Origin of the sequence: Enhygromyxa salina, from assembly GCF_000737335.2 — a bacterium.
Lineage (GTDB): Bacteria > Myxococcota_A > Polyangia > Nannocystales > Nannocystaceae > Plesiocystis > Plesiocystis salina_C.
Genome location: NZ_JMCC02000004.1, coordinates 24,441 through 49,272, shown reverse-complemented (window position 1 = coordinate 49,272; position 24,832 = coordinate 24,441). Strand labels below are relative to the sequence as shown.

Here is a 24,832-nt window from a genome sequence, read left to right as displayed (position 1 = left end):
CGATCACCCCCGAGCGAAGCGCCGACTGCGAGGTCGGGAGTACAGACTATCGCGTCCGTCCTCTTCGTCGGTCGTCGTCCCCGCTACGAAGCCCGCCTGGGGTTCGAGTTCATCGGCCTCCGGCTCGGAGACAGTGTCGGTCCCGATCGACGGCCATTATGGCGCCGGCGCTTGCGGTGTTATGAGGCCCCATGCTGTACCGAACGTCGAGCGCACATACCGAGCTCACGCGGATGTTCATCCCCTACGCGCTCTCCTCCACGGGAGATGTCCGAGCAGCTGACCCGATCCCCGACGTCCCGTTCGTCCAACTCCACGAGCCCCTGACCGAGACGCGCGTGGCCGAGCTGTCGCGCCTGAAGCAGGTGACGACGCTTGCGCTGTTTGACTGGAGGGTGGGGCTTGGAGCGCTCGCTGACCTACCGTCTCTTCGCATGCTCCGACTTCGTGTCGACCCGGGCCACGACCATCCGGCCCGCTCGCTCGACGGACTCGAGCACCTCCCCCACCTCGAAGCGGTCGCGGTCGACTTCGCGATGCAGACCCCGGGCAAGCCATTGACCGTGGAGGGGCTGCGGCCGCTGGCTCGCGCGTCCAGGCTCCGCTTCGTCTCACTCGAGGGGTTCTCGGAAGGCGAGGAGGCCGAGGCCGCGCTGGCGGAGCTCGCCACGTCAGCCTCGCTGGAGATTGTGCACCTGTCGAACGGGTGGAGCCTCGCACCCGAGGCGCTACGGTCGCTGGTGTCGATGCCGCGGCTCCGCGCGGTCGACGTCCGAGACAACGATCAGTGGATGTCCGACGCGCACCTCGCCGTCCTCCGGACGTCACCGACGCTGCAGGCGCTCTCCCTCGGGCAGCCGCTGGCCAGCCCCCCGCACGTCATCACCCCCAAGGGGCTCACCGCGAGCCTCGAGGGCTGGACGACCCTGCGCGAGCTCGGCGTGGTGGACTGCGAGGCAGTGAAGACGCCCGCCATCAAGGCCATCGCAAAGCTCTCGCTGACACACCTCGATGTCGGCGAAGGCGGCCGCAACGGCCGGCGCATGACCGACAAGTCGATCGCTCCGCTCGGGGTCATGACCCAGCTCGAGCACCTTGGGATCCATGGCGCCGAGCAGCTGACCGACGCGGGCCTCGAGGCGCTCCATGGCCTGACGAGCCTGACGTCGTTCGAGCTCCTCGCCATGAAGAACAAGGTCACCCCGCAAGGGCTTGCGGGCCTCGTGTCTCGCCTCCCGGGCGTCCGAACTCTCCGGCTCACGGGGCCCGTCACGGACGAGGTGCTCACGGCGATCCCCTCCGTGGCGGACCTCGAGAACCTTGGTGTCGCCGACGCTTCCGGGTTGACCCCGGCGGGCTACCGTTCGATCGCCTCGATTCGTTCGGCACGGAAGGTGGAACTCCACGGCGTTGCGCCGAGCCACGAGGCGCTGGAGGCATTGGCGGCGGCGCCGTGGGCGGGTGTCGCTACCCTGTTCTGCCAGCCGGGAACGGCCACGCCGGAGCTGCGCGAGGCGTTCCCTTCGCTCACGCTCGTTGGGTGAGCGGCGGAGGATCCGCAAGGGAGCGTGGTGACGATCGACCGCGAGACGCACCTGTGCGAGCGGTGCCTGCGAAAGATCGGCTGGCTGGGCGAGCTGCCGCCTGCGCGCCCCGAGTTCGACTGAGCGCTCGACCCGGTGGTGGCCGGCACCAACATCCAGGCCACGGCGACGGAGGTGCGAGGCAAGGTCTCGCGCAACGCGGTGGCGACTCGTCTCGGGCTGGTCGACGCGGTGCTGCCGAGCTGCTGGACCGAAGCGGTCACGGCTGGCGCGAAGGCCCCGATGGAGGTCGAGCTCAGCTTGGTGATCCGGTGGAGCGGCAGCGCCAACAGCATCAAGCTGAAGGGGGCCTCGGCTCCGCTCGACAAGTGTATTCGCGCGGCGGTGCCGACCAGCGGCTGGCCCAAGCCAAGCGACGGCGGCGACGCCAACGTGACGCGCAGCTGGACCTTCGGCGGTTGATCGCGGCCCGGCACTACCGGATCGGCACGGCATTCACTCGAGCTTGTACTTGCGCACGCGCAGGCCCATGCGACGCTCGCTGATCCCGAGCGCGCGCGCGGCCGCGGCCCGGTTGCCGCCGTGGGTAGCGAGCGCGGCGGCGAGCATGCGCGACTCGACAAGCTCGAGCGCGGCGTCGAGCTTGGTCTGGCCGAGCTCGATTACCGAGGTGTCCTCGTCCACGCCGAGGGCAGGCTCGTGCCCGCGCAGGGTCGGCGGCAGGTGCTCGACCCGAATGACGCCGTCGATCGCCAGCAGCACCGCGCGCTCGATGCAGTTTTGCAGCTCGCGGACGTTGCCGGGCCAGTCCCAGGTGCGCAGCAGCTCGGCGGCCTGACGCGAGATCCGGGTGACGGGCGGGCGACAGTCGCGACCGTAGCGATCGACGAAGAAGTTGGCGAGCTCGAGGATGTCGGAGCGGCGGTCTCGCAGCGCCGGTAGCACGATGTCGAATACGTTGAGCCGATAGTAGAGGTCTTCGCGAAACCGGCCGTCGGCGATCGACTGCTCGAGGTTGGCGTGGGTGGCCGCGAGCACGCGCACGTCGCAGACGATCGTCTTGGTCCCGCCGAGCCGCTCGAAGCTGCGCTCTTGCAGCACGCGCAACAGCTTGACCTGGGTGGTCGGGCTGAGCTCGCCGATCTCGTCGAGGAACACCGATCCGCCGCTTGCGAGCTCGAAGCGACCCTTGCGAGCCACGACCGCGCCCGTGAACGCGCCGCGCTCGTGGCCGAACAGCTCGCTCTCGAGCATGGCCTCGGGCAGCGCGGCGCAGTTGATCGCCACAAAGGGCGCGGCCGCCCGGGTCGAGGCAAAGTGGATCGCGCGCGCAACCAGCTCCTTGCCCGTGCCGCTCTCACCACGCAGCAGCACGGTCGTGTTCGACGGCGCGACCCGGGCGACCTTGTCGTAGACAGCGAGCATCGACTTGTCGGTCCCGACCAGGTTGGCGATGTGGAAGCGCTCGCGCAGCTCGGATTGCAGCCGCCGGTTCTCGGCCTCGGTGCGCAGGCGCAGCTCGGCCGCCGCGCGACGCAGCTCGATCGCGCGACCAAAGATCTCGGCCACGACCTCGACCAGCTCGACATCGACTTGCAGCTCGCGCGGCTCGGCAGCCTGACGATCGACCGACAGCGTGCCGACGACCTGCCCGCCCGAGAGCTTGATTGGCGCACACACAAACGAGATGCCCTCGGGCTCGCTGCGACGCAGGCGATTGAGGAAGGTCGGACTCGATCCATGCACCACGCAGGTCTGACCGCTCTCGATCACCTGGCCGACGATGCCCTCGCCGAACCGGTGGTAGCTGGTGCGCAGCTGCTCGGGTGTGAGACCCGCCGACTCCTCGATCCGGATCTCTCCCGTGTGCGGGTCCGCGAGTGTCAGGTAGGGGTTGGCGACGCCCGGGCGGTCCGCGAGCATGCGCAAGACCCCGTCGAACACGGCCCGCAGCTCCATTCGCTCGGCCAGGGCCGCCGACAACTCTCGCCCGCTCGGGGCTGCGCGACCGTCGGTCATCCTACAAAAATGTAGCCGGTCACAACGAGCCTACGCAAATGTAGGAAGAAGACTTAGCGTAAGTATTTGATTTTATTGTATATTTTATTAACTTCGACCGGAACGCAGCTTGCGAGACACGTGGGCATGGAGCCATCTGCTGGCGAACAGGCCCTATTTTTCGTGAACAACGTGTGGATGATCCTCGCAACCATCTTGGTGTTTGCGATGCACCTCGGGTTTGCGACCCTGGAAGCCGGTCTCAGCCAGGCCAAGAACACGGTCAACGTCCTGTTCAAGAACCTGTGCGTGGTTGCCATCGGGCTGTTGACCTACGCGGGCGTAGGTTTCTCGCTGATGTACCCCGGTGCCGAATTTGCCGGCCAGTTGGGGGGATTTGCGGGATTTGGTCTCCACCCGCCTGCGAACGCCGAGTCGATTTCCTACGCGAATGGAGCTTATACTTACTGGACGGATTTTCTGTTTCAGGGAATGTTCGCGGCGACGGCGGCGACGATCGTGTCGGGGGCGGTCGCGGAGCGCGTGCGGCTGGGCAGCTTCTTGCTGTTCTCGACGGTGTTCGTGGCGCTGGTCTATCCGATCGCCGGCATGTGGCTGTGGGGCGGAGGCTGGCTGGCGGCGCGAGGCTTTCACGACTTCGCCGGCTCGACGATCGTCCACGGCGTCGGAGGGTGGGGGGCGCTGGCTGGCGTGCTCGTGCTCGGTCCGCGGATCGGCAAGTACCGGACCACGCAGGTCCGCGATGAGACCGGCGAGACTCGGCTGGTGACCAAGACGATCCCGATGCGCGGTCACAGCATGCCGCTCGCGACGATCGGCGTGTTCCTGCTGTGGTTTGGGTGGTTCGGCTTCAACGGTGGCTCGGTGCTGTCGGCCGATCCGGGGGTCATCTCGCGTGTGCTCGTGGCCACGTGCATCGCCGCCGCTGGCGGGATCGTGACGGCGGTCGGGGCCTCGTGGTTGGTGCAGGGCAAGCCGGATCTGTCGATGTCGCTCAACGGCGCGCTCGCGGGTCTGGTCGCGGTCACGGCCGGCGCCGATCTGCTCGAGATCGGCGCGGCGCTGGGGATCGGGCTCGCGGCCGGGATGCTGGTGGTGTTCTCGGTGATGCTACTCGACCGCCTGAGGCTCGATGATCCGGTGGGTGCGATCTCGGTCCACCTCGTGTGTGGTGCGTGGGGGACCCTCGCGCTCGGCTTGTTTGTATCGGACGTCTCCTTTGTCGAGCAGCTGATCGGCGTGGGTGCGGTGGCGGTGCTCGCGTTTCCCTCGGCGATGTTGATCATGAAGGCGCTCGATCGCGGGCCCGGCATGCGCGTGAGCGCAGACGAGGAGCAGCGCGGGCTCGACATCGAGGAGCACGGAGCGCAGGCGTACGTTGGGCTCGGGGGCTTGGGTTGACCGGCGCGCGGCCGTTCTGCTTGGGACCTGCGCGCGAGCACGCCAGCTGCGGCGTCGGCTTGCTCGCTGCCCGCGATGGCGTCGCTCGTCACGAGCACCTCGAGCGCGCACTCGAGGCTCTGGGCGCGGTCGAGCACCGCGGGGCGGGGGCCGCCGACGGACGCAGCAGCGACGGCGCCGGGATCATGCTCGACATCCCGTGGGCCTTGCTCGGCGAGGCCCCGCAGTCGGTCGCGCTGGCGAGCTTGTTTGTCGACGCCGCGGCCGACGTCGACGTGCTCGGGATGTTCGAGCGCACCTTCGCGGTGTTCGACCTCGAGCTGGTGCGCTACCGCGAGGTCCCGCTGCGGCTCGGCGTGCTCGGCCCGATGGCCACGGCCACGCGCCCGCACATCGTCCAGGCCGTGATCCGCCGCCCGCGAGCGTGTCGGACCGAGGTCAGCTTCGAGGCCCGGCTGTACCAGGCCAAGCAGACCACGCGTACGCGCCTGCGCGAGCTCGTGGGACCGCACGCCCGCGAGCCGCTGTTCTTCACTTCGCTGTCGTGCCGGACCGTCGTCTACAAGGCCCTGACCGTGGCCGACGAGCTCGCGCGCTTCTACCCGGACCTCGTCAACCCGCGCTTCGTGACCCGCTTCGCCCTGGTCCATCGCCGATTCTCGACCAACACACGCACCAGCTGGGACAAGGCCCAGCCCTTTCGTCTGGTCGCCCACAACGGCGAGATCAACACCATCGCCGGCAACCGCAGCTGGGCCTACGCGCGCGAGCAGGCGCTTGGGCTCGCGCCCAACGAGCTGCTCAGCCACCGCGACGTCTCGGACTCGGGCAACCTCAACGAGCACGTCGAGGCGCTGCGGGTGCGCGGCTCGATCCCGCAGATCGAGGATATCCTCGCTATCACGCTGCCGACCGCCGGCCTGCGCAACTCGTTCTACAGCTTCTGGGGCCGGGCCATGGAGCCGTGGGATGGGCCGGCGTTGATCGCCTGGTCCGACGGCCGCGCGCTCGGGGCCCGGCTCGATCGCAATGGGTTTCGTCCCGCGCGCTGGGCCATGAGCGAGTCGCTGTTTGTGCTCGGCTCCGAGGCCGGCAGCTTCGGGCTCGACCCCGCTGAGATCGAGCAGCAAGGCACGCTCGCGGCCGGCACCGGCGTCAAGGTCGAGCTGGCGACGGGCGAGGTGCACTTTCGTGATCCCTCGGTCTCGCGCGAGAACTTCGACGCACAATTCGACGCGCGCCTGGTCGCGTTTCCGCAGCTGCCCCCGGCGCCCAGCGTCGACGCGAGCGCCCTGTCTGGGCTGTTCGGCGTGACCCAAGAGGAGTACGCCAAGGTCCTGCGCCCGATGATCGACACCGGGCGCGAGCCGATCAGCTCGATGGGCGACACGGCCCGCCCGGCGCTCTTGTCTCGGGTGCCGCGCAGCTTCTACGACTACTTCTTTCAGACCTTCGCGCAGGTCACCAACCCACCGCTCGACTACATCCGCGAGCGCAGCGTCACGGACCTCTCGACCTACCTAGGCAAGCGGCCCAACATCTTCGCGGCCAAGGAGCTGCTGCCGCCTGCGCCGGGCCTGCGCCTGGCCAGCCCGCTGCTGAGCCCAGCGCACATGGCGTTTGTGCAGTTGCTGAGCGACGCGACGCGCGAGCGTCGACCCAAGGAGCCTCGGATCCGCGCGCACGCGATCGACATCTGTGTCGACGCCGACGCGCTGCGCGACGATCCGGGCGCGACCCTCGACGCGGCCCTCGACGCGATCGCGCGCCAGACCCTGGACGCAGCCGCGGCCGGGCGTGCGATCGTGATCCTCAGCGATCGAGCCGCCAGCCACACACGCCCGCCGATCCCCAGCCTGCTGGCCCTGCGCGCGGCCGTCGTCGCGCTCAACCGCGAGGGCCTGCGGCTCGAGTCGTCGATCGTGCTCGACAGCGGTGACGTGCGCACCACCCATCAGCTCGCCTGCGCGATCGGGTTTGGGGCCACCGCCGTGTGTCCCCACTTGGCCTGCGCGCTGGCCCGCGAAGCCGCCGACTCGCCCGAGCAGGCCGACGCCCATGAGGCACGTCTGCTCGACGCGCTCGAGGCCGGGCTACTCAAGATCATGAGCAAGATGGGCATCTCGGTCGCGCGCAGCTACCAGAGCGCGAAGCTGTTCAGCAGCCTCGGGCTGTCGCAGCGGCTGCTCACGCGCCTGTTCTCCGGGCTGGAGAGCCCGATCGGCGGCCTCGATCTGCCAGAGCTGGGGCGCGACCTCGTGGCTCGACTCGCGCTCGCGGGCGAGCACGTCGGCGCGCGGCTGCCCAGCACCTGGCTGCTCAAGGAGCACCCGCGCGGCAGCCAGGGCGAGCTGCACTCGATGACGGCCGCGCAGGCGTTGCAGATCCATCGCCTGACACAGATAGGAGCGTCGGACACGGGCTCGGGCTCGGGCTCGCACAGCGGGTGGCGGACCATGCTCGACGCGAGTGAGCAAGCCGAGCCGATCAACCTGCGCGACCTGTTCGAGCTGCGCCCGATCGGCCCCGCGCGAGCGCTGGACGAGGTCAGCGATCGCGCGGCGATCCTCGCTCGCTTCGGCGCGGGCGCGATGTCGTTTGGGGCGATCAGCGCCGAGGCCCAGCGCGACATCTTCTTGGCCATGCGGCAGATCGGCGGGCGCAGCAATTCGGGCGAGGGCGGCGAGAACCCCTGGTACTTCGTCGACGGGACCACCGCGACGATCAAGCAGGTCGCGTCCGGGCGGTTTGGCGTCGACGCCGAGTACCTCGTCAGCGCCCAGGAGCTGGAGATCAAGCTGGCCCAGGGCGCCAAGCCGGGCGAGGGCGGGCAGCTGATGGGTGTGAAGGTCGACGCTGCGATCGCTCGGGCGCGCCACGCCAACGTCGGCGTCTCGCTGATCTCACCGCCGCCGCTGCACGATATCTACTCGATCGAGGATCTCAAGCAGCTGATCTACGAGCTGCGGGCGGTCAACCCGTCGGCGCGGATCTGCGTGAAGTTGGTCGCTGGCGTCGACATCGGCACGATCGCCGTGGGCGTGACCAAGGCCGGGGCCGATATCATCCACGTCGCGGGTGGCGACGGCGGGACCGGGGCCGCGCCGATCAGCTCGATGAAACACGCCGGGTTGCCGTGGGAGCTCGGGCTCGCCGAGGTCCACCAGACCCTCGCGGCTCACGGTCTACGCGAGCGCGTGACGCTGCGCGTCGACGGCGGGCTGCGGCGCGGGTTCGACATCGTCGTTGCGGCGGCGCTCGGGGCTGAGGAGTTCGGCTTCGGCAAGCTGATGCTGATCGCCCAGGGCTGCGTGATGGCGCGCGTGTGCGAGACCAACCGTTGCCCGCGCGGCATCGCCACCCACGACCCCAAATTTCTCGCCAAGTATCGCGGCTCGCCGGACATGATCGTCGCAACCATGACCGCGCTGGCCGAGGACGTCCGCGAGCAGCTCGCAGCGCTTGGCGCTGGCTCGCTGACCGAGCTGATCGGACGCAGCGACGTCCTGCACCCGGCCCGCCGCCACCGCGCGTTGATCAACGATCGCGGGATCGATCTCTCGCGCTTGCTCGCTGGCAGCGCGTGGCCGGTTGGCACCTCGCTGCTGGCCGGGCGCGAGCGCTTCAGTGAACTCGATCGGCGGCTGGTCGAAGACGTGATGCCCCGGCTCACGGGCGATCGCGTTCATGAGCCGCGAGAGGTCCTGAGCTACGCGATCACCACCAGCGACCGGGCCGTGCTTGCCCGGCTGTCCGGCGAGCTGGCCGGACGTGCCCACGCCGAGCGCATGCAGGCGGTGCAAGAGCGGCCGCGCAGCATCGACGATCCCAACCGTGAGTCGTATCTGCCCGAGCCCGGCAGCGTGCGCCTGCGCTTCGAGGGCAGCGCTGGGCAGGGCTTCGCGTGCTTCTTGGTGCGTGGCCTCGATGTCAGCCTGGTCGGTGAGGCCAACGACGCCGTGGCGAAGGGCATGAGCGGCGGGTGTGTGGCGATCCGGCCGAGCGCGCGCGCGCGCTTCATCGCCGAGGACAACGTGCTGATCGGCAACGGTGCGCTGTACGGAGCGACCGGCGGCGCGCTGTACCTGCGCGGCCGCGCGGGCGATCGCTTCGCCGTGCGCAACTCCGGGGCCGAGGCCGTGGTCGAGGGCGCCGGGCTGCACGCGTGTGAGTACATGACCGGTGGCCGCGTGGCGCTGCTCGGCGAGGTCGGCGACAACGTCGGCGCTGGCATGACCGGCGGGACCGTGTACCTGCGCCGCAGCCAGGCCGAGCAGATCAACACCGACTACATCGTGCTCGCGCCGCTCGAGGGCGCCGACGAGGCCGAGCTGCGCGGCATGCTCGAGCGCCACCTGGCCTGTACCGACTCCGCGACCGCGCGCGCGCTGCTGTCGGCTTGGGCGGACAGCCGGCACGAATTTCTACGGGCGGGATCCGTCTGCGAAGCTCGCGGCTGAGTTCGCAAGCGCACCGCCGACACGAGTCTTTGGGGCGGGTTCCGGCTCCGAAGCGTCGAGCAGGACCGGGAGCGCGAGCTGCTTGGCGAGCTGCTCGGCCAAGCAGCTCGCGCAGCGGGACCAGCACCGCGAGCGGGGCTGGCAGCGCGAAGCGGCCGACGCTCGCGCCCTGCCCTGCTCCTCACCGCGACCACCTCGGCCTGAGGCCTCAGACCCAGTTGCCGTCGGCGTCCAGCCCCATGGGCCAGTAGGGCATGCAGGCGATGAGGGTCACCAGGTCGTCCTTGCCGGCGTCGATCAGCCACTTCAGCAGGAAGACCTCCGGGTACACCCGCTGCTCCGGCGGCAGGGCGCCGTTCACCTCTTCGCACTGCAGCCAGTACGAGCGGACGATCCACACCACCTTGGGATGCGAGGCCGCACCGGCGGCGCGCCTGGTGAAGGCGGCCTCCAGCGCGTCGTCTTCATCCAAGCCCTGCGCCCGCTGCGCCTCGATCGTCCCCGCCCACCAGGGCTCGGCGATGTCATGGGCGGTCTGGAGGTCGCCCAGGTATTCGTCGAACAACGCGCGATGCGCCGGGGCGACGGCGTCGTCCAGCTCGCGCGCCATCCCGCCGGGGGTGCGGGCCACCACGTCGCCGGGCTGCTCCAGCAGCCGCCTCTTGCCGTCCTCGACTTCGAAGTAGGTGATCACCGCCATCAGACGGTCTCCTCGTTGGCGTCGACGCCGATGGGATTGAAGAAGAGGCCGATCACGATCTCGGCGATGTCGGGGGCCAGCTCTTCGACCTGGCTGATCAACACGTCGGCCTGATCGTGCAGCTCCTGCCGAGCGGCCTCGTTCAGCTCTTCGATCTTCAGGTAGTAGCGACGGTAGATCTCGATGAACCGCGGATGGCCGCCCAGCCCGGTCGCCCAGCGCAGCAGGACGGTGTCCTCGTCCTCCTCCGCGATCCGCTGCTCCAGCCAGGCCTCGAGCTGGGGCGCGATGGCGCGCACCTCGTCGATATAGGCCGCCTGAATCTCCTCGATGCTCTCGCTCATTCCGTCTCCGCCTCCGGTCGCGCCGCGGGATGGGCGGCGAGACTTCATCTCGCGCCTGCCCGGTGACCTAGCATGGCCAATGGCGATACCAAAGACAGATCCGGCGAGGCGCGGGAGGGCGGGGCCGGGGATGCGGCGGTCCACAGGACATGGTCGACGCCGTCGATCTCCGTCGACTGCGAGCGGTCGATCTGCACCGATGACGACTGCCCGGGCCTCTTCAGCTGAGCCCGAGTCAGACCCGACGGGGATCTACTCGAGCAAGCTGCGCAGCATCCACGCGGTCTTCTCGTGGACCTGCATGCGCTGCGTGAGCAGGTCGCAGGTCGGCTGGTCGCTGGCAGCCTCGGCGACGCGGAACACCTCGCGCGAGGTTCGGGCGCTGGTCTGCTCGGGCAAGCGCAGCCGGATCCTAGCCCCAAATCAAGCGCTGAATTGCACCACGGGCTGCTAGCGTGCTAGGCAATGTGAATTGTGAGGCTGCGCACCCCTCGAACGAAGTTGGAGCGCAGCGACTCGATATTTCCCCGTCGCTCCCAACGTCGATTCAACATCTGGTCGAGCACATGCCGAGCCTCCATCCGTGCGAGCGCGGCCCCAAGACAGTGGTGGGGACCCATGCCAAAGCTGAGCTGGGGGTTGGGCGAACGTGTGATGTCAAAACGTTCGGCGTGGGGGAACACCTCCTCGTCACGATTGGCCGCAGGGAAGAATACGAGCACCTTGTCGCCCTCGGCGATGCTCTTTCCACCGAGCACCGTGTCACAGGCGGCGGTTCGTCGGAAGTGAATGACTGGTGGTTCGTAACGCAACATCTCCTCGATAGCGGCGGGGAGGAGCGACCGGTCGGCCCGCAGGCGCTCGATGTCTTTGGGTCGATCGAGCAGGAGGTCGAGCCCGTAGCACAGCAGGCTCCGGGTGGTATCACTCCCGCTGAGGAACAGCAGCATGAAAAAGGCCTGGAATTCTCCGTCGGTGAGCCCGGCACCAAGCAGCTCATCGACGAGTTCCGAGCGACCGCGCTGGCCGGCGAGTTTGACCGAATACGCGCGCATGGTCATGGCCGCGGCCCGAACCGTCTCAGGGCTCTCTTCACTCGACAGCAATTGTTCCGTGAGCCCGTAGAGCTCGTGGCGATCTTCTTTGGGTACACCCAGAACATCGCAGATCACTGTCAGGGGCATCTCTCCTGCAATCATCTGCGCGAAGTCACACTCTCCCTGCGCTCGTTGGACGAGATTGCGCGCATAATTCTGGATCTGCGTATCAAGCTCGCGCAGCCGGCGAGGTGTGAACGCCCGGCTCACGAGTTGACGGAGCCGCGTGTGGCCAGGGGGATCCTGGTTCAGCATGCTCTCACGTAGACGGTCGAGAAACTCGGCAGCGGGGTCCTCGAATCGCACGCCACCTCGCCATGAGGAGAAGATAGATGGGGTACGCAGAACCGCCGCGACGTCGGCGTGACGAGTGACCGCCCAGTAGCCCTCTGGCTGCCAGGAGACCGGATCCCGGGTTCGCAGCCACTCGAAGTGATCGTGGGGCATGCCCTGGATGTAGGTATCGGGATCGCTGAGGTGCATGCGATACGATCGCATGATGCACCCCGTGTTTGAGAATTGGTTGGGCCTGTTGAGGCCTCGAACGCGGGTACCGCGACCAAGCTCGGTGTGTTCAACGCCCTGCCGGGGTCGGCGAGCGCGCGACCACAGCGCTGCTCGACGCGCTGGTGGGGGTGGGGTCCGTGGAGGGCAGCTACGCGCTGACGAGCGCGGGTCGGGACGTGGCGAGACCCCTGTGGACAGCGCCATGCTCGTACGTCGTTATCCAGGGCTCACCGCGACTATCCTCGATCTACCCAGAGGCGATCGCGGCCGCGGCTCCCCTCCTCCCCGCTTCGTCTCGGCACGTTAAAAACCCGGACCCTCTGGGCAGTACTAGGCCGTGCCTACTTGCGCCGCTCAAAGGCCTCGAGGACCGCGATCAGGAGTCAGGTCGCCGCCCAACCGACAGCCGCGCCGACCCACGGGGGCGGGTTCCACCAGACCCCTAGCCTAGCAGTCCGTTGGGTATGGGCTGCCGATTTCGGAGACCGGCCGATCTCGTGTTCCGCCCTTGTGCTGCGGGATCATGAGTGTCGGGCGCGGTCGAGCCGTCTGTGGCCGTGTCCGCGGTGCCGTCGGTGCTGTCCGTGCTGTCGGTGCTGGTCGTGTCGGCGTCCGCGGCCGACGAGGCCTCGCTCGCCGCGGCGCTGTCCTGCGAGCCCTCATCGCCACAGGCGAGCAAAGGCAGCCCGAGCAGGCCAAGCAAGAACACAGGCAGGGGGCTGAAGCGCTCGGTAGCGACGGGCATCGATCTAGACTCTACCAAACGGCTGGCGTCCGAGCTCCGTCAACCATTGACCTTCGCCGGACTTGTCGGCCTCGAGCGGAATGACGGATGCGGGTCAGAGCCCAATGTGGCTGACCCACGCCGTGTACACGAAGTGCGTCAGGCGCACGTAGCCCAAGCAAGGATCTGCGCTGGCCAACAGCTCGGCCCCATCGGCGCGGAACCACAGCGAGGGCCCGCGATCGTTGTAGCGCTCGGAGTCCACGCTCCAGGTCGGCTCGTCGGCGAGCTGCGCGAGCGGCTCGCAGCGCGGGATCTCGGCGAGTGCGGCGACGCGGGCCTGGTACTCGCGCCGCTCTACATCGCTGAGCTCAAACCGCTGGCGAGGAGGGTTGCTGCGACTCTCGTCTGCATGCACGCCCGCCACCGTCGTGACGTGGTCGTCGGAGCGCAGCTGCACGTCGATGTGCTCACGCCCGCGCGGGCCCTCGAAGAACACGACGACGTGCAGGCTCCCGGGCAGCTGCGATGATTCAGTCGCTTCGCTCGACTCGGTCGATGTGGTTGGCGTTGGCGGCTTGGTCACGGTTTTTGTCTCGGGTTGATCAGGCGGCTTGGCTGAGCTGTCGCTAACACTGCAGGCGCTCGCCGACAGCATCAGCATCAGCAGCGTGGGCAGCACGCCCGACCAAGAGAATCGCCTGCGCTGGTCCATCATTTCGGTCCCGCCATCTTGCCACACCCACCCGACATTCTCGTAGCGCGCTCGAGCGCGTCAGCATCGAAGCGGCCCGCCGCACGCACCAACGTCGCCCAAGCCGAGGCCACGAAGCCAAGAACGACATGACCGCCGCCCGAACGGACTTCGGGTGTGCGGTACTAGATCACGCCCAGCCGCCTGAGCTCACTACCCCAACGCTCGAGCGTCCTCCGTTGCCGCTCGACCGACCACCGCACAACAAACTGCGTCGCGGCGCCCCCCCGCAGCGCGAGCTCATCGGCCGCCCATCGTCGTCGCATACGCTCACTCGAGCCTGCGGTCAGCTCGTTCCAACACGCCGCCACGCTAAATGGATGACCATCGCGCAAGCGCCCGGGCGGCCACTGTCGACCCTCGAGCCACGCTCGCCAGGTCGTCGCGTCCACACAGCGACGAACTTCGAGCAGGCCATCCTCATCGAGCAGGTCTTCGCGCAACCCGGCGCCGGTGATGCGATCGAGGGCGCGGGCGGCCGCTTCGACGACAGCGGCGTCATCGTGGTCGAGACCATCGAGCAAGACGGGCAGGCTTTCGGCCAACCCGGCGTTGCCGAGCGCTTCGAGGGTGGCTGGGGTCGCCTCGAGCTGCGTCAGGCGATCGTGGATCGCCCGCATGTCTCCCGGATCGCCCGCCATCGACAGCCAGCGCGCGGCCTGCTCGGCGAGCTGGGGACCTTGGTGTAGCAGCCAGCGTAGTCGGTCCATGGCGCCAGCGTGGCCCAGCCAGACCAGGGCAGCCACGTAGCCCACGGTCTCGGGCGCGCGTGTCGCTGCCGCGACCAAGTCCTCGGTGCGTTGCTTGGCGCCGCGACGAGCCAGAGCAATCGCCGCCTCCGCGCGCACGCAATCAGACTTGTCATGCAGCAACGCGGCGAGCTCCGGCTCGGGAACATCCGTCACCGCGGCCGCCAGCTCGACGCCGCAGCGCCTCACATCGGACGACTCGTGAGCGAGCAGCGCCGATACCAGGGGGCGTGGATTCGTGCCGAGCTCGATGGCGCCAGCGAGCTCGTCGAGGTCCACGGCGTCCATCTCCGCCGCGCGCCGACACACCGCGTCCAACAGGGGTGCCGCGGTGAACCACGATGCGGCCACCACCAACGCACCTTGAAGCTGATCGAAGGTGGCCTCACTACACGCCAGGGTCGCGCGCTCGATCGTGTTCGCCCCACCGAGCGCGAGCGCGTCGAGGTGCGCCGCAATGCGTGCTTCGATCGGGGACAGCTCGAGCCACGGTGTCTGGCCACTGCCAAGATCATCGAGGCGGGCGAGCTGCAGATAACCGAGTTCCTCGAGGTGACGGTCGAGGCTGTCTTCGCGCCCGCCGTAGCCCGCCCGGTCCCGTTGGCCCGGATCGGACCACAGCTCGCTCAGCCGTTGACGCAACACCGAGCGCGCGGGGCTCACGATGATCGCCGCGCCGAGGTGACCGGCGTCATCGCTGGCATACATCAGCGCGCGCTCGTGTGGGCCCGTGAACTGTTGGGCGACGAGCAGCGCGAGGCCAGGTGTGGCGACGCCAGCGTCACCAAAGGGCGCCGCGGTCGACTGGGTCACGAGCGGCTCGGGCATCACCGGGCCGTTGCGGAGATACGCCGCGTGGAATTCTTTGGTAAAGCGCGATTCGCCTGTCTGACAATCGACGACCAGCTCCGTCGCGCCGGGTGAACGCGCGCCGAGCTGTTCGAACAGCGCGCTCAACCCCTGCGACAGGTTGGGCCGCGGGCCGGTGAAGGGCGCCGGCTCGCGACTGACGCCCACGACCTCGCACCGCGTCGCGCCGCCAAGCTGAGCGAGCGGCGAGTCACCGCGGCAGCACAGCGCGACGCAGGCACCTTCGCCCGGGATCAGGCCATCGCGGTTGTCCTCGCCCAGGATCGCGCTGGCCCTGGCCAGTGCCGCGACCGAGGCGCGGTCACAGTGGCTATCGGTAGCGACGACGAGCACAGCCTCGACGCGGATGTCTCGCAGCAACGCTTCGGCTCGGGACAGGGCGGCAAACCAGCCCCCGCGACCGTGGCTGACCGCCTCCATCTGACCAAGCTGGAGCTTCCCGACGGCGAGCTGGGCGAGGTCCTGCGCGGTGGTGTCAGCCGTCTGGTCCATGCCCGAGACCACGACGACCAAGACCGGCTGGTCGAGCTTGGGCGCTCGCGCCAAAAAGTCGGCGAGCGCATGGTCGAGCAACGCGCGGCGACGTTGCTGACGGTCGAGATCGCGGTCGAGGGAATCGAGCGCGGCGACAGTCACCAAGCCCCGCGGACTGGGCTGCTGTTCGAACGCGACGGCGCCTGTCGCTAGCTCCGCCTGCAGCTCGCTCGCGCGGGTCGCCAAGGCTGCGCACGCGCCGATCGTGGCGATCACGAGACCACTCACGGCGAGGACTCCCAGCCGTGCAGTGATCGAAGGGTCGCGCCAGCAAAGCGACCAAGGCCATCGGCGAGGTCGATCGTCGCGCGGGCGTACAGGGTCAAGCGCTCGGCGTCGAGGTCGAGCTCGACGCCGTCGATTCGCAGCAGCTGTCGAGCGACCGCGCCGCTGCTCGAGCGGGACTTCAGCAGCAACCGCAAGCTTGGCAAGCGAAAGTGTCGGGCCTGGCCGGGCAGAAAGCCGACGAGCGTGATCGGCTCATCGCCGATGAAGTGAGCGCGGCGAAGGCCTTCGGGCGCAGCATGAAAAAACCGTGGGTTGAAGTCCTCGGGCCAATAGGGAGCACGCGCGCGCTGCCATTCTTCGTCGTACGTGCCGGCGTGTTCGAGCCGCGGCGACCATTGCGGTGGAACCGGGCCGAAGCCGAGGGGCGCGAGACGAGTCTGTGGGTGCTGAACCAGTGCGCCAGGGTGTTCGAAATTGGGCAGCGCGAAGCCCTCCAAAGTCCCGCGCGGCGGGTGACAGCCGACGCGATTGCGGGCCTCGTCGGGGCCGCCGTGGCAACGTTCCCACGCGATCGGCATGGTCACGAAGGGCTCGGCCTCGCTGGCCTCCCAGCCGCCGACGCGACGACGCCACTGGCGGTCGCCGACAACCCACGCGGCGCGCCGGAGCTCCGCGACTTCGAGGCTGACCTCGACCGCGCCGGTAGGCACGGCGCAGCGAACACAGCCGCGGACATGGATGTCGGCGCCGGGGCGGAACGGGGCGGTCTGAGCGGCTTGGACCGGGCCGGAGATGCCTGGCTCGCCATGATACCGGTCCTCGAGCGGAACCGGGGGTTGCTCGGCGCTGGGGCGCAGCGCGGTGCTGCCTGGGGCCGGGATGTCGAAGCTGGCTGCCGCGACGATCACCAGGATGTCGCGGCCGTCGGTGTCGTAGCTCGGGAACGCCTCGACGGGCCACGGGGTGAGGTTGTCGAGGGTCATCGGTAGCGCGGGTGTTCGACGAGGCCAACGTGATCAGCGAAGACTTCCCACAGCTCGCGTTGCTCCCGGGGGGTGGGTGCGCTCAGGTTCATGTACCAGTCATCCGGATTCGGCATCATGCCGCTGCGTCCGAAGCACGCGATCGTGTCGCCGCGGCGCATCATGGTCTTGGCGTTCGCCATGTCCATCCACGGCTCGAAGCCAAGTTGGGTGAGGATAGCCTCGACTTTGGCGAAGGGCTCGGCGCCGCGATCGACCGGGATGGTGCGGCCCTCCCAAAGCCAGCCGCTGATGCCCTTGTGCTCGTAACGACCGGATATCAGAAACACATAGCAATGGAGCATGAGGGTGTTCCAGAATGATTCCTCCGACACCCTGACGGTCGTAGCGCCTGATCCAGGATCTTGGACATCGGAGCTACTGGCAAACAAGTATCCGGGCGTCCATCGTTGGTGTGTATACGCCCAGAACATGACTTGGTTGACGGGCGTCTCCTCAAACCGACGATAGTAGTCCCGCATGGCGCCGACTGAAAAATCGTAATCATACAGGAACGGGTTCATCGCCCCTTTTGGGGTAGCGCCAAACACCCGGAGGAAGGTGATGTGCCCCCCGCATAACACACACCCCAAATCACGCTGCACGGCGGCAATCGTTGCGTCAGGTAGTCCTCGAACCACCTTGCGCTGCTCCGGGCCGAACTCCGCCAGCAGCGCCAGGACCTGTGTTGCTCGATGTTCTGAGAGTTGCATCGTCACTTCTTCGGGTCGTTCTGGCACAGCATGGGCTCATGACGTGGAACCGGACCGTGGGTGTCGTAGCTCGGGAACGCCTCGACGGGCCACGGGGTGAGGTTGTCGAGGGTCATCGGTAGCGCGGGTGTTCGACGAGGCCAACGTGATCAGCGAAGACTTCCCACAGCTCGCGTTGCTCCCGGGGGGTGGGTGCGCTCAGGTTCATGTACCAGTCATCCGGATTCGGCATCATGCCGCTGCGTCCGAAGCACGCGATCGTGTCGCCGCGGCGCATCATGGTCTTGGCGTTCGCCATGTCCATCCACGGCTCGAAGCCAAGTTGGGTGAGGATAGCCTCGACCTCTGCGAAGGGCTCGGCGGCGCGATCGAGCGGGATGGTGTGGCCCTCCCAAAGCCAGCCGCTGACGCTCTCGTGCTCGTAGCGAACAGAGATCAGGAACACATAGGCATCGAATAGCAGAACGTTCCAGAAGGATTCCACTGATATTTGAACTGTCGTGGCGCCGGTAGCCGGATCCTGGACATCAGGACCGCTGGCGAATAGATAGCCCGGGGTCCAATATTGATGAGTATACGCCCAGAACATGATTTGGTTGACAGGCGTTTCTTCATACCTGCGATAGTAGTCCCGCATGGCGTCGACGGAGAAATCGTGATCATAAATGAAGGGGTTCATCGCACCTTTGGGAGTTGCGCCAAACACCCGGAGGAAGGTGATGTGCCCCGCGCACAACACACACCCCAAATCCCGTTGAACGGCGGAAATCGCTGCGTCAGGTAGACCTCGAACCATTTTGTGCTGCTGCGGGGCGAATTCCGCCAGCAGCGCCAGGACCTGTGTTGCTCGATGTTCTGAGAGTCGCATCGTCACTTCTTCGGATCGTTCTGGCACAGCATGGCCATCATGACTTCACGGCAGGTATAGCAGGGAGCTAGCATCTTTTTCTTGAGTTCAATTCCGGAAACTCATGATCTTCAAACGGTTTCCCACAATGCAGGCACTTCGTCTCGGGATCCTCCGGCGCCACCATGTAGCTGTCGCCGGGGCTCGAGCTGCTGGCGTTGGCCATGTTGCCGTTGTGGAGCGTCGGCTCGAAGAACCGGATCACCCCCTGGCCCTCAAAGCAGACGTCGAGGCTGCATGACCCCCAGCTCACCGCGCCCTTGGTCTTGGCCGACATCAACCCGCCGCCCGCGGTCCCGGCTTCGTCGCCCGTGCTGGTCCTGAGCTTGGCGCCACGAATCGCCACGGAGCTGCCGCCGATCGTCACCTTCTTGGTCCCGCCGCCAAGATCGCTGCTCTTGGCGGTGTTCGGGTACGGCACCGGAACCGGCCCGCTGGGACTGGGCGTCTTGCAGGCATCGGGTGTCGCCGCCACGAAGGTTTGCCGATCGCCGGCGTGGATGACTCTTCGGCCGTTGGCGTAGACCTTGTCGGGCATCAATGAAGATCCTCCGCGATCTTCACTCACCGCGCAATGGGTCTCAAATGCTCCCAAGCCGCGCGTTGGCGTTGGCCTGCGCGAGCTCGGTGAGCGAGCGGTAGTAGCTCCTGCCCGTCGCGCGGGCCCGTCGCCAGCCAGGGGTCATCGCGCCGAACACCAACTCCCGGAACTTGTCGCCGCTTCGAAGCGTCGGCGCATGAGCGGCTTCATCACGACTTCGTGAGGGCCGGTGCCGAGAAGCTCGAGGTAGCGCTCGGCCACCCGTCGAACGCTGAAACCCTCGCCGAACAACACGTAGCGACCACAGCACCCCGCCCGGCGCCGGCTGGCCCTGCCGCCCGCCGAGGGCCTCGTCGGCCGCGTCCGCGGGCAGGTCAACCCCGAGTCGGAGCTGCGCTCACCGGTCGAAGATCGCCCCTGCCTCGCCTGGCGAATTCGTGCGCGGCTGATCGACGCGGGCCACGAGCAGCTGGTCATCGACGACTCGCGCAGCGTGGCGTTCGAGCTTGGCGGTCACAGCTTCGGGGCCGACGCGGTCGAGATCGACGCCCCGGTCGAGCACACCCGCCTGTCCGAGCTCGAGCCCGAAGCGCGCGAGCGAGTCGCCCGCTTCCTGCGCGCGCGCGGTTGCTTCAGCCACGAGGGCGACTGGGTCCTGGAGATCCAGCGGATCGAGCTCGAGTCCCCGATCGAGCTCGAGGGCCGCGGCGACCAGCAGGCGCCGATGCTGCGCCACGATAGCGCGTCCGCGAGCTCGCCCTACCGCTGACTTGAGCCAGCGGCCGAGCTCCAGGTTCACAAGTCACCGAGACGCAGCTGTACCAGGCGCACCGCAAGTTTCGGCAACGCTGCCCTCGCCAAAAAGGCGAGGCGGCGCGAGGCATTGCACCAAGGGCTCCTAAAGACCCCTGGCCAACTGCACACGCTCACGCAGCGCAGGGAGCACCTCGGCCTCGAACCAGGGGTTTTTCTTCATCCAGATCCGGCTGCGCCAGCTCGGGTGGGGCAAGGGCAAGTAGCGCGGCAGGTAATCTTCAAAGGCGCGGACGGTCGCGGTCAGGGTCTTCTTGCGCGACTTCCCCAGATAGTATGCCTGGGCGTACTGGCCGACGAGCAAGACCGTGGACAGCTGCGGCAGCTGCTCGAACAAGCGCGCGTGCCACAAGGGGGCGCACTCTGGTCGTGGCGGCGCGTCGCCGCCAGCTCGCTTGCCCGGATAGCAAAACCCCATGGGCACGATGGCGAACAGGTCGACGCTCGAGAACAGCTCACGGTCGACCCCCAGCCAAGCGCGTAGGTGATCGCCCGAGTCGTCGTCCCAGGGCGTGCCGCTCTCGTGCACGCGGGTCCCTGGCGCTTGACCGACGATCGCCAGGCGGGCGCTCGAGCCGACGGAGAGGACGGGTCGCGGGCCCAGGGGCAGGTGCTCGCGGCAGACCTCGCAGGCTCGAACCTCGGCCAGCAACTTCGAGAGTGCGCGCTTCGACGCCACCTCACCAGACTATCAGGACCGTCGGCATGTGTGGCCCCACCACCAGCGACCAAGTTGCGCGAGCGCCACCGAGCCCGCCCCGGCGGTTTCGCGCTAGCTCGACTCGCCAGCGTCGGGCGTTCGACCCACGAAGTTCGGGTCGATCACCTCCCGCAAGAAGCGGTGCCAGGTCTCGACGCCGGCGGCCAGCTCGGCCTGGCGCTGCGCTGTGTGCCCGTAGATCCCGGACCGCCAGAACACGGCGCCAGGGATCACTGTGTCGCGTTGGAGTCGCCAGTCGACCAGGTCGTCGCGCCCGAGCAGCAGCTCGTGTTCGACGATGTCCGAGATGGTCTCATCGGGCAGACGAACAATGAGGCGGAGCGCGCCTGCGACCACTGCGAAGCCCTCGAACTGGCGCCCGACGCCGAGCTCCGTGCACACCAGCTCGAGGGATCGATCGGGGCCGCACGCCCGCGCGATCGGGGCCCCCTCGGGCTGCAGCAGGCCAAGCAGGGTAGCCTCGATCCACTGGGCCAGCGATCGGTCTTCGATCGGGGGGAGCACGGTTGTCAGCAGATACCACAATGGACCATGAAGGCCCCGGGCCCCCGCCATGGGGCATGCTCGCGCGCCCGTTGTTGCTGCTGGTCCCGGGCCTGCGTCGGCGTTGTCCGAGCTGAGCGCCCGGCATACCCACGCTCCACCCGAGCTGTTATCGTAGCCGCGTGAAACATGATGCGATTGCGCGGGGTGTGGGGGTCATGCTGTTCAGCTTGGCCCTCGGTGGTTGCGGCGACGCGGGCAGCGGCGAAGCCAGCGACGACCCGGGCGAGACCTCGATCAGCACCGGAGACGGCGATGGGGATCCGACCGGTGATGGCGACGGTGACCCAACCGGCGATGGCGACGGCGACCCGGCCGGCGATGGCGACCCAAGTGGTGATGGCGACGGCGACCCCGGCGGCGTCAAGTTCGACATCGGCCAGGACATCGACTTTGGCGAGGGGATGCCTGTCGACATGTGCAAGGTCAACGACGACGGCAACGCGGTGGGCGAGTGCGAGGCCCAGGCGCTGCCCGATTCGTTCGAGCCCAACGTCGAGTGGATGTACATGGGCAACGGCAACGAGACCCAGAGCGTGGTCACGCCGATGGTCGGCAACCTGACCGATGACGACGACAACGGCGTGATCGATCTGTGCGACATCCCCGACGTCGTCGTCGTCGCCTACACCGGCCTCAACGCGCCAGCCCACATCCACGTGCTCGACGGCGCGACCGGGCTGCCGCACTACATCTCGCCGACCACGGTCGACTTCTCCGTGGCCCCTGCCCTCGGCGACATCGACGGCGACGGTGAGATGGAGCTCGTCACCTCGAGCAACGGCGCGCTGGTGGCGCTCGACAGCGACGGAACCTTGCTCTGGACGGGCGGCCAGTGGAACGGCTCGTACATCGGCGGGGTCGGCCTCGCGGATCTCGACAACGACGGGGACGTCGAGATCTACGGTGACAACGCCGTCTACGATCACACCGGCACCAAGCTGTGGGAGAGCAACAGCCCGATCGCCCAGTATCCGGTCACGACCGCCGCCGACCTCGATGACGACGGCGACCTCGAGATCATCCTTGGCAACTCGGCCTATCATCACGACGGCGCGCTCATGTGGTATGCGCCATCGGCCTCGCCAGGGTTCCCCCAGGTCGCCGACTTCGACGACGACGGTGAGCCCGAGATCCTCATCACCTCGCCGGCGGGCCTGAGCATGCTCGAGACCGACGGAACCGTTGTCTATACCGGCTTGACCCCAACCGGCGACCCGGCCTCCGGGCTCAACTGGCACCGGCCGGCCGCGGTCCACGACATGGACGGCGACCTCATGGCCGAGTACGCGATGAGCTCGCGCGCCAACTACACGGTCTACGAGGCCGACGCGTCGATCGTCTGGAGCGCGCCAGTGCTCGACAGCAGCGGGGTCGCGGCCGGCACCGCGTTCGACTTCCTGGGCGACGGCATCGCCGAGGCGATGTACGCCGACGAGACCAACATGTACATCTACGACGGCGACGGCCAGGTCCTGCTGCAGACGCCGCGCTCGAGCGCGACCGGGACCGAGTATCCCGTGGTCGCGGACATCGACAACGACGGCTCGGCCGAGATCGTGGTCGTCTCAAACAACTTCGGCCAAAACGCGTCGCCGATGGTCCAGGCGATCGGCGACATCGAAGATCGCTGGATCCAGGCCCGCCGGATCTGGAACCAGCACGCCTACCACGTGACCAACGTGCGCGAAGACGGGGTAATCCCGCAGTGGGAGACGCCCAACTGGGAGACCTTCAACACGTTCCGGACCAACGCGCAGATCGAGGGCGGCGGGGCCTGCATCCCGCCGCCGCCCGGATAGCGCGGCCGCGCTCCGCCTACTTGGTGCGCGGCGCGGCTGGGGTCAGCTCGCCCGTCTGCGTGGCGCCGTCGCGGGTCCACTCGATCTCGACCGCGACCCCAGGCTCGAGCTCGCCGAAGCAGGCCATGTAGTCGTCAATGTTGTGAACCGCCCGATCCCCGATGCGGGTGATCACGTCGCCCTTTTGCAGCCCCGCCGCGGCCGCCGGCCCGCCCTCGCTGACGCCCGAGAGCGCCATGCCATCAACCTCGCGCCCATAGTCGGGCATCGTGCCGAGCGACACACGAAACACGGTCCGGCCCATGCTCGCGCGCTCGACCTTGACGTAGGTCAGTGGCTCGCTGCGGTCGAGCAGCGCCAACACGATGCGCCCCGCGAGCTCGCCGACCGCGGCCGCGCCCTCGCTGTCGAACTTGTCCAGATCGTCGCTAGGCTTGTGATAGTCGTCGTGGGCGCCCGTGAAGAAGTGCAGCACCGGGACGCCCTCGCCGTAGAACGAGGCGTGATCCGAGGGGCCCCAGCCGTCGCTGGTACCGGCGAGCTTCAGCTGCGCGTCGCCGGTTGGGTTGGCGATCTCGACCAGCGCTGGCCACTCCTTCGCGCTGCCCGTGCCGTTGAGCGCGAGCGCGTCTTGATCGCGCAGGCGCCCCACCATGTCGAAGTTGAGCATCGCGAGGACGCGGGCCCGCTCGGACTTGGGCAGCGCCTCGACCATGTGCTTGCTGCCGAGCAGGCCCATCTCTTCGGCGCCAAAGGTCACGAACACCAGATCGTGAGGCCGCTGCTCGGGGCTGAGCTTGGCCAGCCCGGCCGCGAGCTCGAGCACGACCGCGACGCCCGAGGCGTTGTCGTCGGCGCCGTTGTGGATCGCGTGCTCGCCGGGCGCGAGCGAGCTCGAGGTCCCAAGCCCAAGGTGATCCATGTGGGCGCCAATGATCACGCGCTTGCGGGTCTCGGCCGGATCGCTGCCGGGCAGCACACCCAGCAGGTTGGCCGTGGTCAGCACAACCGGCTCGATCGGCGTGTGCAGCTCGAGCGGCGCGCGGCTGCTCGCGCCGAGCTTCGGGGCCGCGTCCTTGCCAAGTCGCAGCGCGACCCGCAGCGCCTCGGTCCCGGCCTTGCCGACGAACACCGCGGGGATCTCGAGCTCGCTGAATTGTCCGTGGTTGGCCCACGGCGTGTCGGTGTCGGGATCCCACAGGACCAGGCCAACGGCGCCGCGATCCCGGGCGGCGATCAGCTTGCTCTGCGGACGGGTCTTGGCCGGGGCCGCGTGGGGATCCGCCGCGCCGAGCAGCGCGACCGCGATCGCCCCCTCGAGCTCGAGCCCCGCGAAGTCACCGGGGTCGTCGCCCTCGCCCGGCAGGCCGTGGCCAACGAACACCAGCCGACCGATCGCCCCCGACTCGCCCGTGTCGTGACCGAACGGCACGATCTCGTGGGTGATCCCGGGGACCCGGCCGCGGGTGGCGACGAAGCGACTGGTCTGGCCTTCGCGCAGCCGCGCGCCGTCGCCAACCTCGAAGCGCTGCACGAACCCATCGTCGCCGCCAGGCTCGAGCCCGGCGGCCTGCATGCGCTCGATGATCCAGGCTTGCACGCGCGCGTCGGCTTCCGTCCCCGGCGCCCGGCCCTGCTGGGCGTCGTCGGCCAAGAACCCAACGCTAGCGAGGATGCTGTCGGCCGAGAGCGAGGGCGCGGTCGGCTTGGCGCTGGGCAGGTCGATCGCAACTTGGCCGGGATCGACGGGCGCCGGGGTTGGCTCGGCGCAACCCGTGAACGAGGCGAGCAGCGATGACAGAGCGAGCAGAGGGATCAGGCGTCCGCGCATGGCCGGAC

The 24,832-nt window shown here is 68.1% G+C and carries 20 protein-coding genes and 1 pseudogene; 6 read left to right on the top strand and 15 right to left on the bottom strand.

The window, feature by feature from the left end; genetic code table 11:
- Window positions 1–191 precede the first annotated feature (191 nt).
- Window positions 192–1,544 carry a leucine-rich repeat domain-containing protein gene (locus DB30_RS02320; protein WP_146657877.1) on the top strand — a complete coding sequence of 451 codons (1,353 nt, stop codon included), beginning with the start codon at window positions 192–194 and terminating at the stop codon, window positions 1,542–1,544.
- 138 nt (window positions 1,545–1,682) lie between these two features.
- Window positions 1,683–2,006 carry a hypothetical protein gene (locus tag DB30_RS02315; RefSeq protein WP_146657876.1) on the top strand — a complete coding sequence of 108 codons (324 nt, stop codon included), beginning with the start codon at window positions 1,683–1,685 and terminating at the stop codon, window positions 2,004–2,006.
- 33 nt (window positions 2,007–2,039) lie between these two features.
- On the opposite strand, the gene DB30_RS02310 is transcribed toward DB30_RS02315, so the two are convergent.
- Entirely contained in the window at window positions 2,040–3,563 is a 1,524-nt protein-coding gene (locus DB30_RS02310) for a sigma-54 interaction domain-containing protein (RefSeq protein ID WP_052546299.1), read from the bottom strand.
- A 126-nt stretch (window positions 3,564–3,689) separates the two neighbouring features.
- Between DB30_RS02310 and DB30_RS02305 the strand changes: the two genes are divergently transcribed.
- Both DB30_RS02305 and gltB read left to right on the top strand, forming a co-directional pair.
- Window positions 3,690–4,964 carry an ammonium transporter gene (locus DB30_RS02305; protein WP_052546298.1) on the top strand — a complete coding sequence of 425 codons (1,275 nt, stop codon included), beginning with the start codon at window positions 3,690–3,692 and terminating at the stop codon, window positions 4,962–4,964.
- Window positions 4,961–9,424 (top strand): glutamate synthase large subunit, encoded by a 4,464-nt coding sequence (gene gltB / locus DB30_RS02300; protein WP_146657875.1) that lies wholly within the window; start codon window positions 4,961–4,963, stop codon window positions 9,422–9,424. Before DB30_RS02305 ends, gltB begins: the two co-directional genes overlap by 4 nt.
- Window positions 9,425–9,632: 208 nt before the next feature.
- Here the strand turns inward: gltB and DB30_RS02295 are convergent, their stop codons facing one another.
- The 11 genes and pseudogenes from DB30_RS02295 to DB30_RS02245 form a co-directional block, all read right to left on the bottom strand.
- Complete coding sequence (locus tag DB30_RS02295) at window positions 9,633–10,124, bottom strand: hypothetical protein (RefSeq protein ID WP_052546296.1); 492 nt, start codon at window positions 10,122–10,124, stop codon at window positions 9,633–9,635.
- The gene (locus DB30_RS02290) at window positions 10,124–10,468 is read right to left on the bottom strand and encodes a hypothetical protein (RefSeq protein WP_052546295.1); all 345 of its coding nucleotides are present in this window, start codon (window positions 10,466–10,468) and stop codon (window positions 10,124–10,126) included. Before DB30_RS02290 ends, DB30_RS02295 begins: the two co-directional genes overlap by 1 nt.
- 252 nt (window positions 10,469–10,720) lie before the next feature.
- Window positions 10,721–10,849: pseudogene (locus DB30_RS02285) on the bottom strand (ferritin-like domain-containing protein); the annotation flags it as partial.
- A 77-nt stretch (window positions 10,850–10,926) separates the two neighbouring features.
- Window positions 10,927–12,048 (bottom strand): cytochrome P450, encoded by a 1,122-nt coding sequence (locus DB30_RS02280; RefSeq protein ID WP_052546294.1) that lies wholly within the window; start codon window positions 12,046–12,048, stop codon window positions 10,927–10,929.
- Window positions 12,049–12,514: 466 nt separating this feature from the next.
- The gene (locus tag DB30_RS02275) at window positions 12,515–12,817 is read right to left on the bottom strand and encodes a hypothetical protein (protein ID WP_153258180.1); all 303 of its coding nucleotides are present in this window, start codon (window positions 12,815–12,817) and stop codon (window positions 12,515–12,517) included.
- 94 nt (window positions 12,818–12,911) lie between these two features.
- The gene (locus DB30_RS02270; protein ID WP_052546292.1) at window positions 12,912–13,538 is read right to left on the bottom strand and encodes a hypothetical protein; all 627 of its coding nucleotides are present in this window, start codon (window positions 13,536–13,538) and stop codon (window positions 12,912–12,914) included.
- 137 nt (window positions 13,539–13,675) lie between these two features.
- A complete protein-coding gene (locus DB30_RS02265) occupies window positions 13,676–15,931 on the bottom strand; it encodes a hypothetical protein (protein WP_052546291.1) in 2,256 nt (751 codons plus the stop codon).
- Window positions 15,928–16,914, bottom strand: coding sequence for a DUF2169 family type VI secretion system accessory protein (locus DB30_RS02260; protein WP_052546290.1), 987 nt, complete (start codon window positions 16,912–16,914; stop codon window positions 15,928–15,930). Before DB30_RS02260 ends, DB30_RS02265 begins: the two co-directional genes overlap by 4 nt.
- Complete coding sequence (locus tag DB30_RS02255; RefSeq protein WP_052546289.1) at window positions 16,911–17,666, bottom strand: hypothetical protein; 756 nt, start codon at window positions 17,664–17,666, stop codon at window positions 16,911–16,913. Before DB30_RS02255 ends, DB30_RS02260 begins: the two co-directional genes overlap by 4 nt.
- Window positions 17,667–17,778: 112 nt before the next feature.
- Window positions 17,779–18,534: a hypothetical protein gene (locus DB30_RS02250; protein ID WP_146657872.1), complete on the bottom strand. Its 756-nt coding sequence runs from the start codon at window positions 18,532–18,534 to the stop codon at window positions 17,779–17,781.
- 67 nt (window positions 18,535–18,601) lie between these two features.
- Window positions 18,602–19,141, bottom strand: coding sequence for a PAAR-like domain-containing protein (locus DB30_RS02245; RefSeq protein WP_146657871.1), 540 nt, complete (start codon window positions 19,139–19,141; stop codon window positions 18,602–18,604).
- Window positions 19,142–19,607: 466 nt separating this feature from the next.
- Here DB30_RS02245 and DB30_RS02240 point away from each other — a divergent pair, with 466 nt between their 5' ends.
- Window positions 19,608–19,883 (top strand): hypothetical protein, encoded by a 276-nt coding sequence (locus DB30_RS02240; protein WP_052546287.1) that lies wholly within the window; start codon window positions 19,608–19,610, stop codon window positions 19,881–19,883.
- A gap of 129 nt (window positions 19,884–20,012) precedes the next feature.
- Here DB30_RS02240 and DB30_RS02235 read toward each other — a convergent pair whose 3' ends face one another.
- Window positions 20,013–20,606, bottom strand: a complete 594-nt coding sequence (locus DB30_RS02235; protein WP_052546286.1) for a uracil-DNA glycosylase family protein — start codon at window positions 20,604–20,606, stop codon at window positions 20,013–20,015.
- Window positions 20,607–20,699: 93 nt separating this feature from the next.
- Entirely contained in the window at window positions 20,700–21,152 is a 453-nt protein-coding gene (locus tag DB30_RS02230; RefSeq protein ID WP_146657870.1) for a hypothetical protein, read from the bottom strand.
- 161 nt (window positions 21,153–21,313) lie between these two features.
- On the opposite strand from DB30_RS02230, the gene DB30_RS02225 reads away from it, so the two are divergent.
- Complete coding sequence (locus DB30_RS02225) at window positions 21,314–22,993, top strand: FG-GAP repeat domain-containing protein (protein WP_153258178.1); 1,680 nt, start codon at window positions 21,314–21,316, stop codon at window positions 22,991–22,993.
- A gap of 16 nt (window positions 22,994–23,009) precedes the next feature.
- Here DB30_RS02225 and DB30_RS02220 read toward each other — a convergent pair whose 3' ends face one another.
- Window positions 23,010–24,824: a M20/M25/M40 family metallo-hydrolase gene (locus tag DB30_RS02220; protein WP_052546283.1), complete on the bottom strand. Its 1,815-nt coding sequence runs from the start codon at window positions 24,822–24,824 to the stop codon at window positions 23,010–23,012.
- Window positions 24,825–24,832 lie beyond the last annotated feature (8 nt).

What these genes read in the sequence shown, in the direction of transcription:
- DB30_RS02220 (WP_052546283.1), bottom strand. Translation starts at nt 24,824, where the DNA reads ATGCGCGGACGCCTGATCCCTCTGCTCGCTCTGTCATCGCTGCTCGCC.
- DB30_RS02305 (WP_052546298.1), top strand. Translation starts at nt 3,690, where the DNA reads ATGGAGCCATCTGCTGGCGAACAGGCCCTATTTTTCGTGAACAACGTG.
- DB30_RS02295 (WP_052546296.1), bottom strand. Translation starts at nt 10,124, where the DNA reads ATGGCGGTGATCACCTACTTCGAAGTCGAGGACGGCAAGAGGCGGCTG.
- DB30_RS02260 (WP_052546290.1), bottom strand. Translation starts at nt 16,914, where the DNA reads ATGACCCTCGACAACCTCACCCCGTGGCCCGTCGAGGCGTTCCCGAGC.
- DB30_RS02280 (WP_052546294.1), bottom strand. Translation starts at nt 12,048, where the DNA reads ATGCACCTCAGCGATCCCGATACCTACATCCAGGGCATGCCCCACGAT.
- DB30_RS02310 (WP_052546299.1), bottom strand. Translation starts at nt 3,563, where the DNA reads ATGACCGACGGTCGCGCAGCCCCGAGCGGGCGAGAGTTGTCGGCGGCC.
- DB30_RS02290 (WP_052546295.1), bottom strand. Translation starts at nt 10,468, where the DNA reads ATGAGCGAGAGCATCGAGGAGATTCAGGCGGCCTATATCGACGAGGTG.
- DB30_RS02255 (WP_052546289.1), bottom strand. Translation starts at nt 17,666, where the DNA reads ATGCAACTCTCAGAACATCGAGCAACACAGGTCCTGGCGCTGCTGGCG.
- DB30_RS02320 (WP_146657877.1), top strand. Translation starts at nt 192, where the DNA reads ATGCTGTACCGAACGTCGAGCGCACATACCGAGCTCACGCGGATGTTC.
- DB30_RS02275 (WP_153258180.1), bottom strand. Translation starts at nt 12,817, where the DNA reads ATGCCCGTCGCTACCGAGCGCTTCAGCCCCCTGCCTGTGTTCTTGCTT.
- DB30_RS02250 (WP_146657872.1), bottom strand. Translation starts at nt 18,534, where the DNA reads ATGCGACTCTCAGAACATCGAGCAACACAGGTCCTGGCGCTGCTGGCG.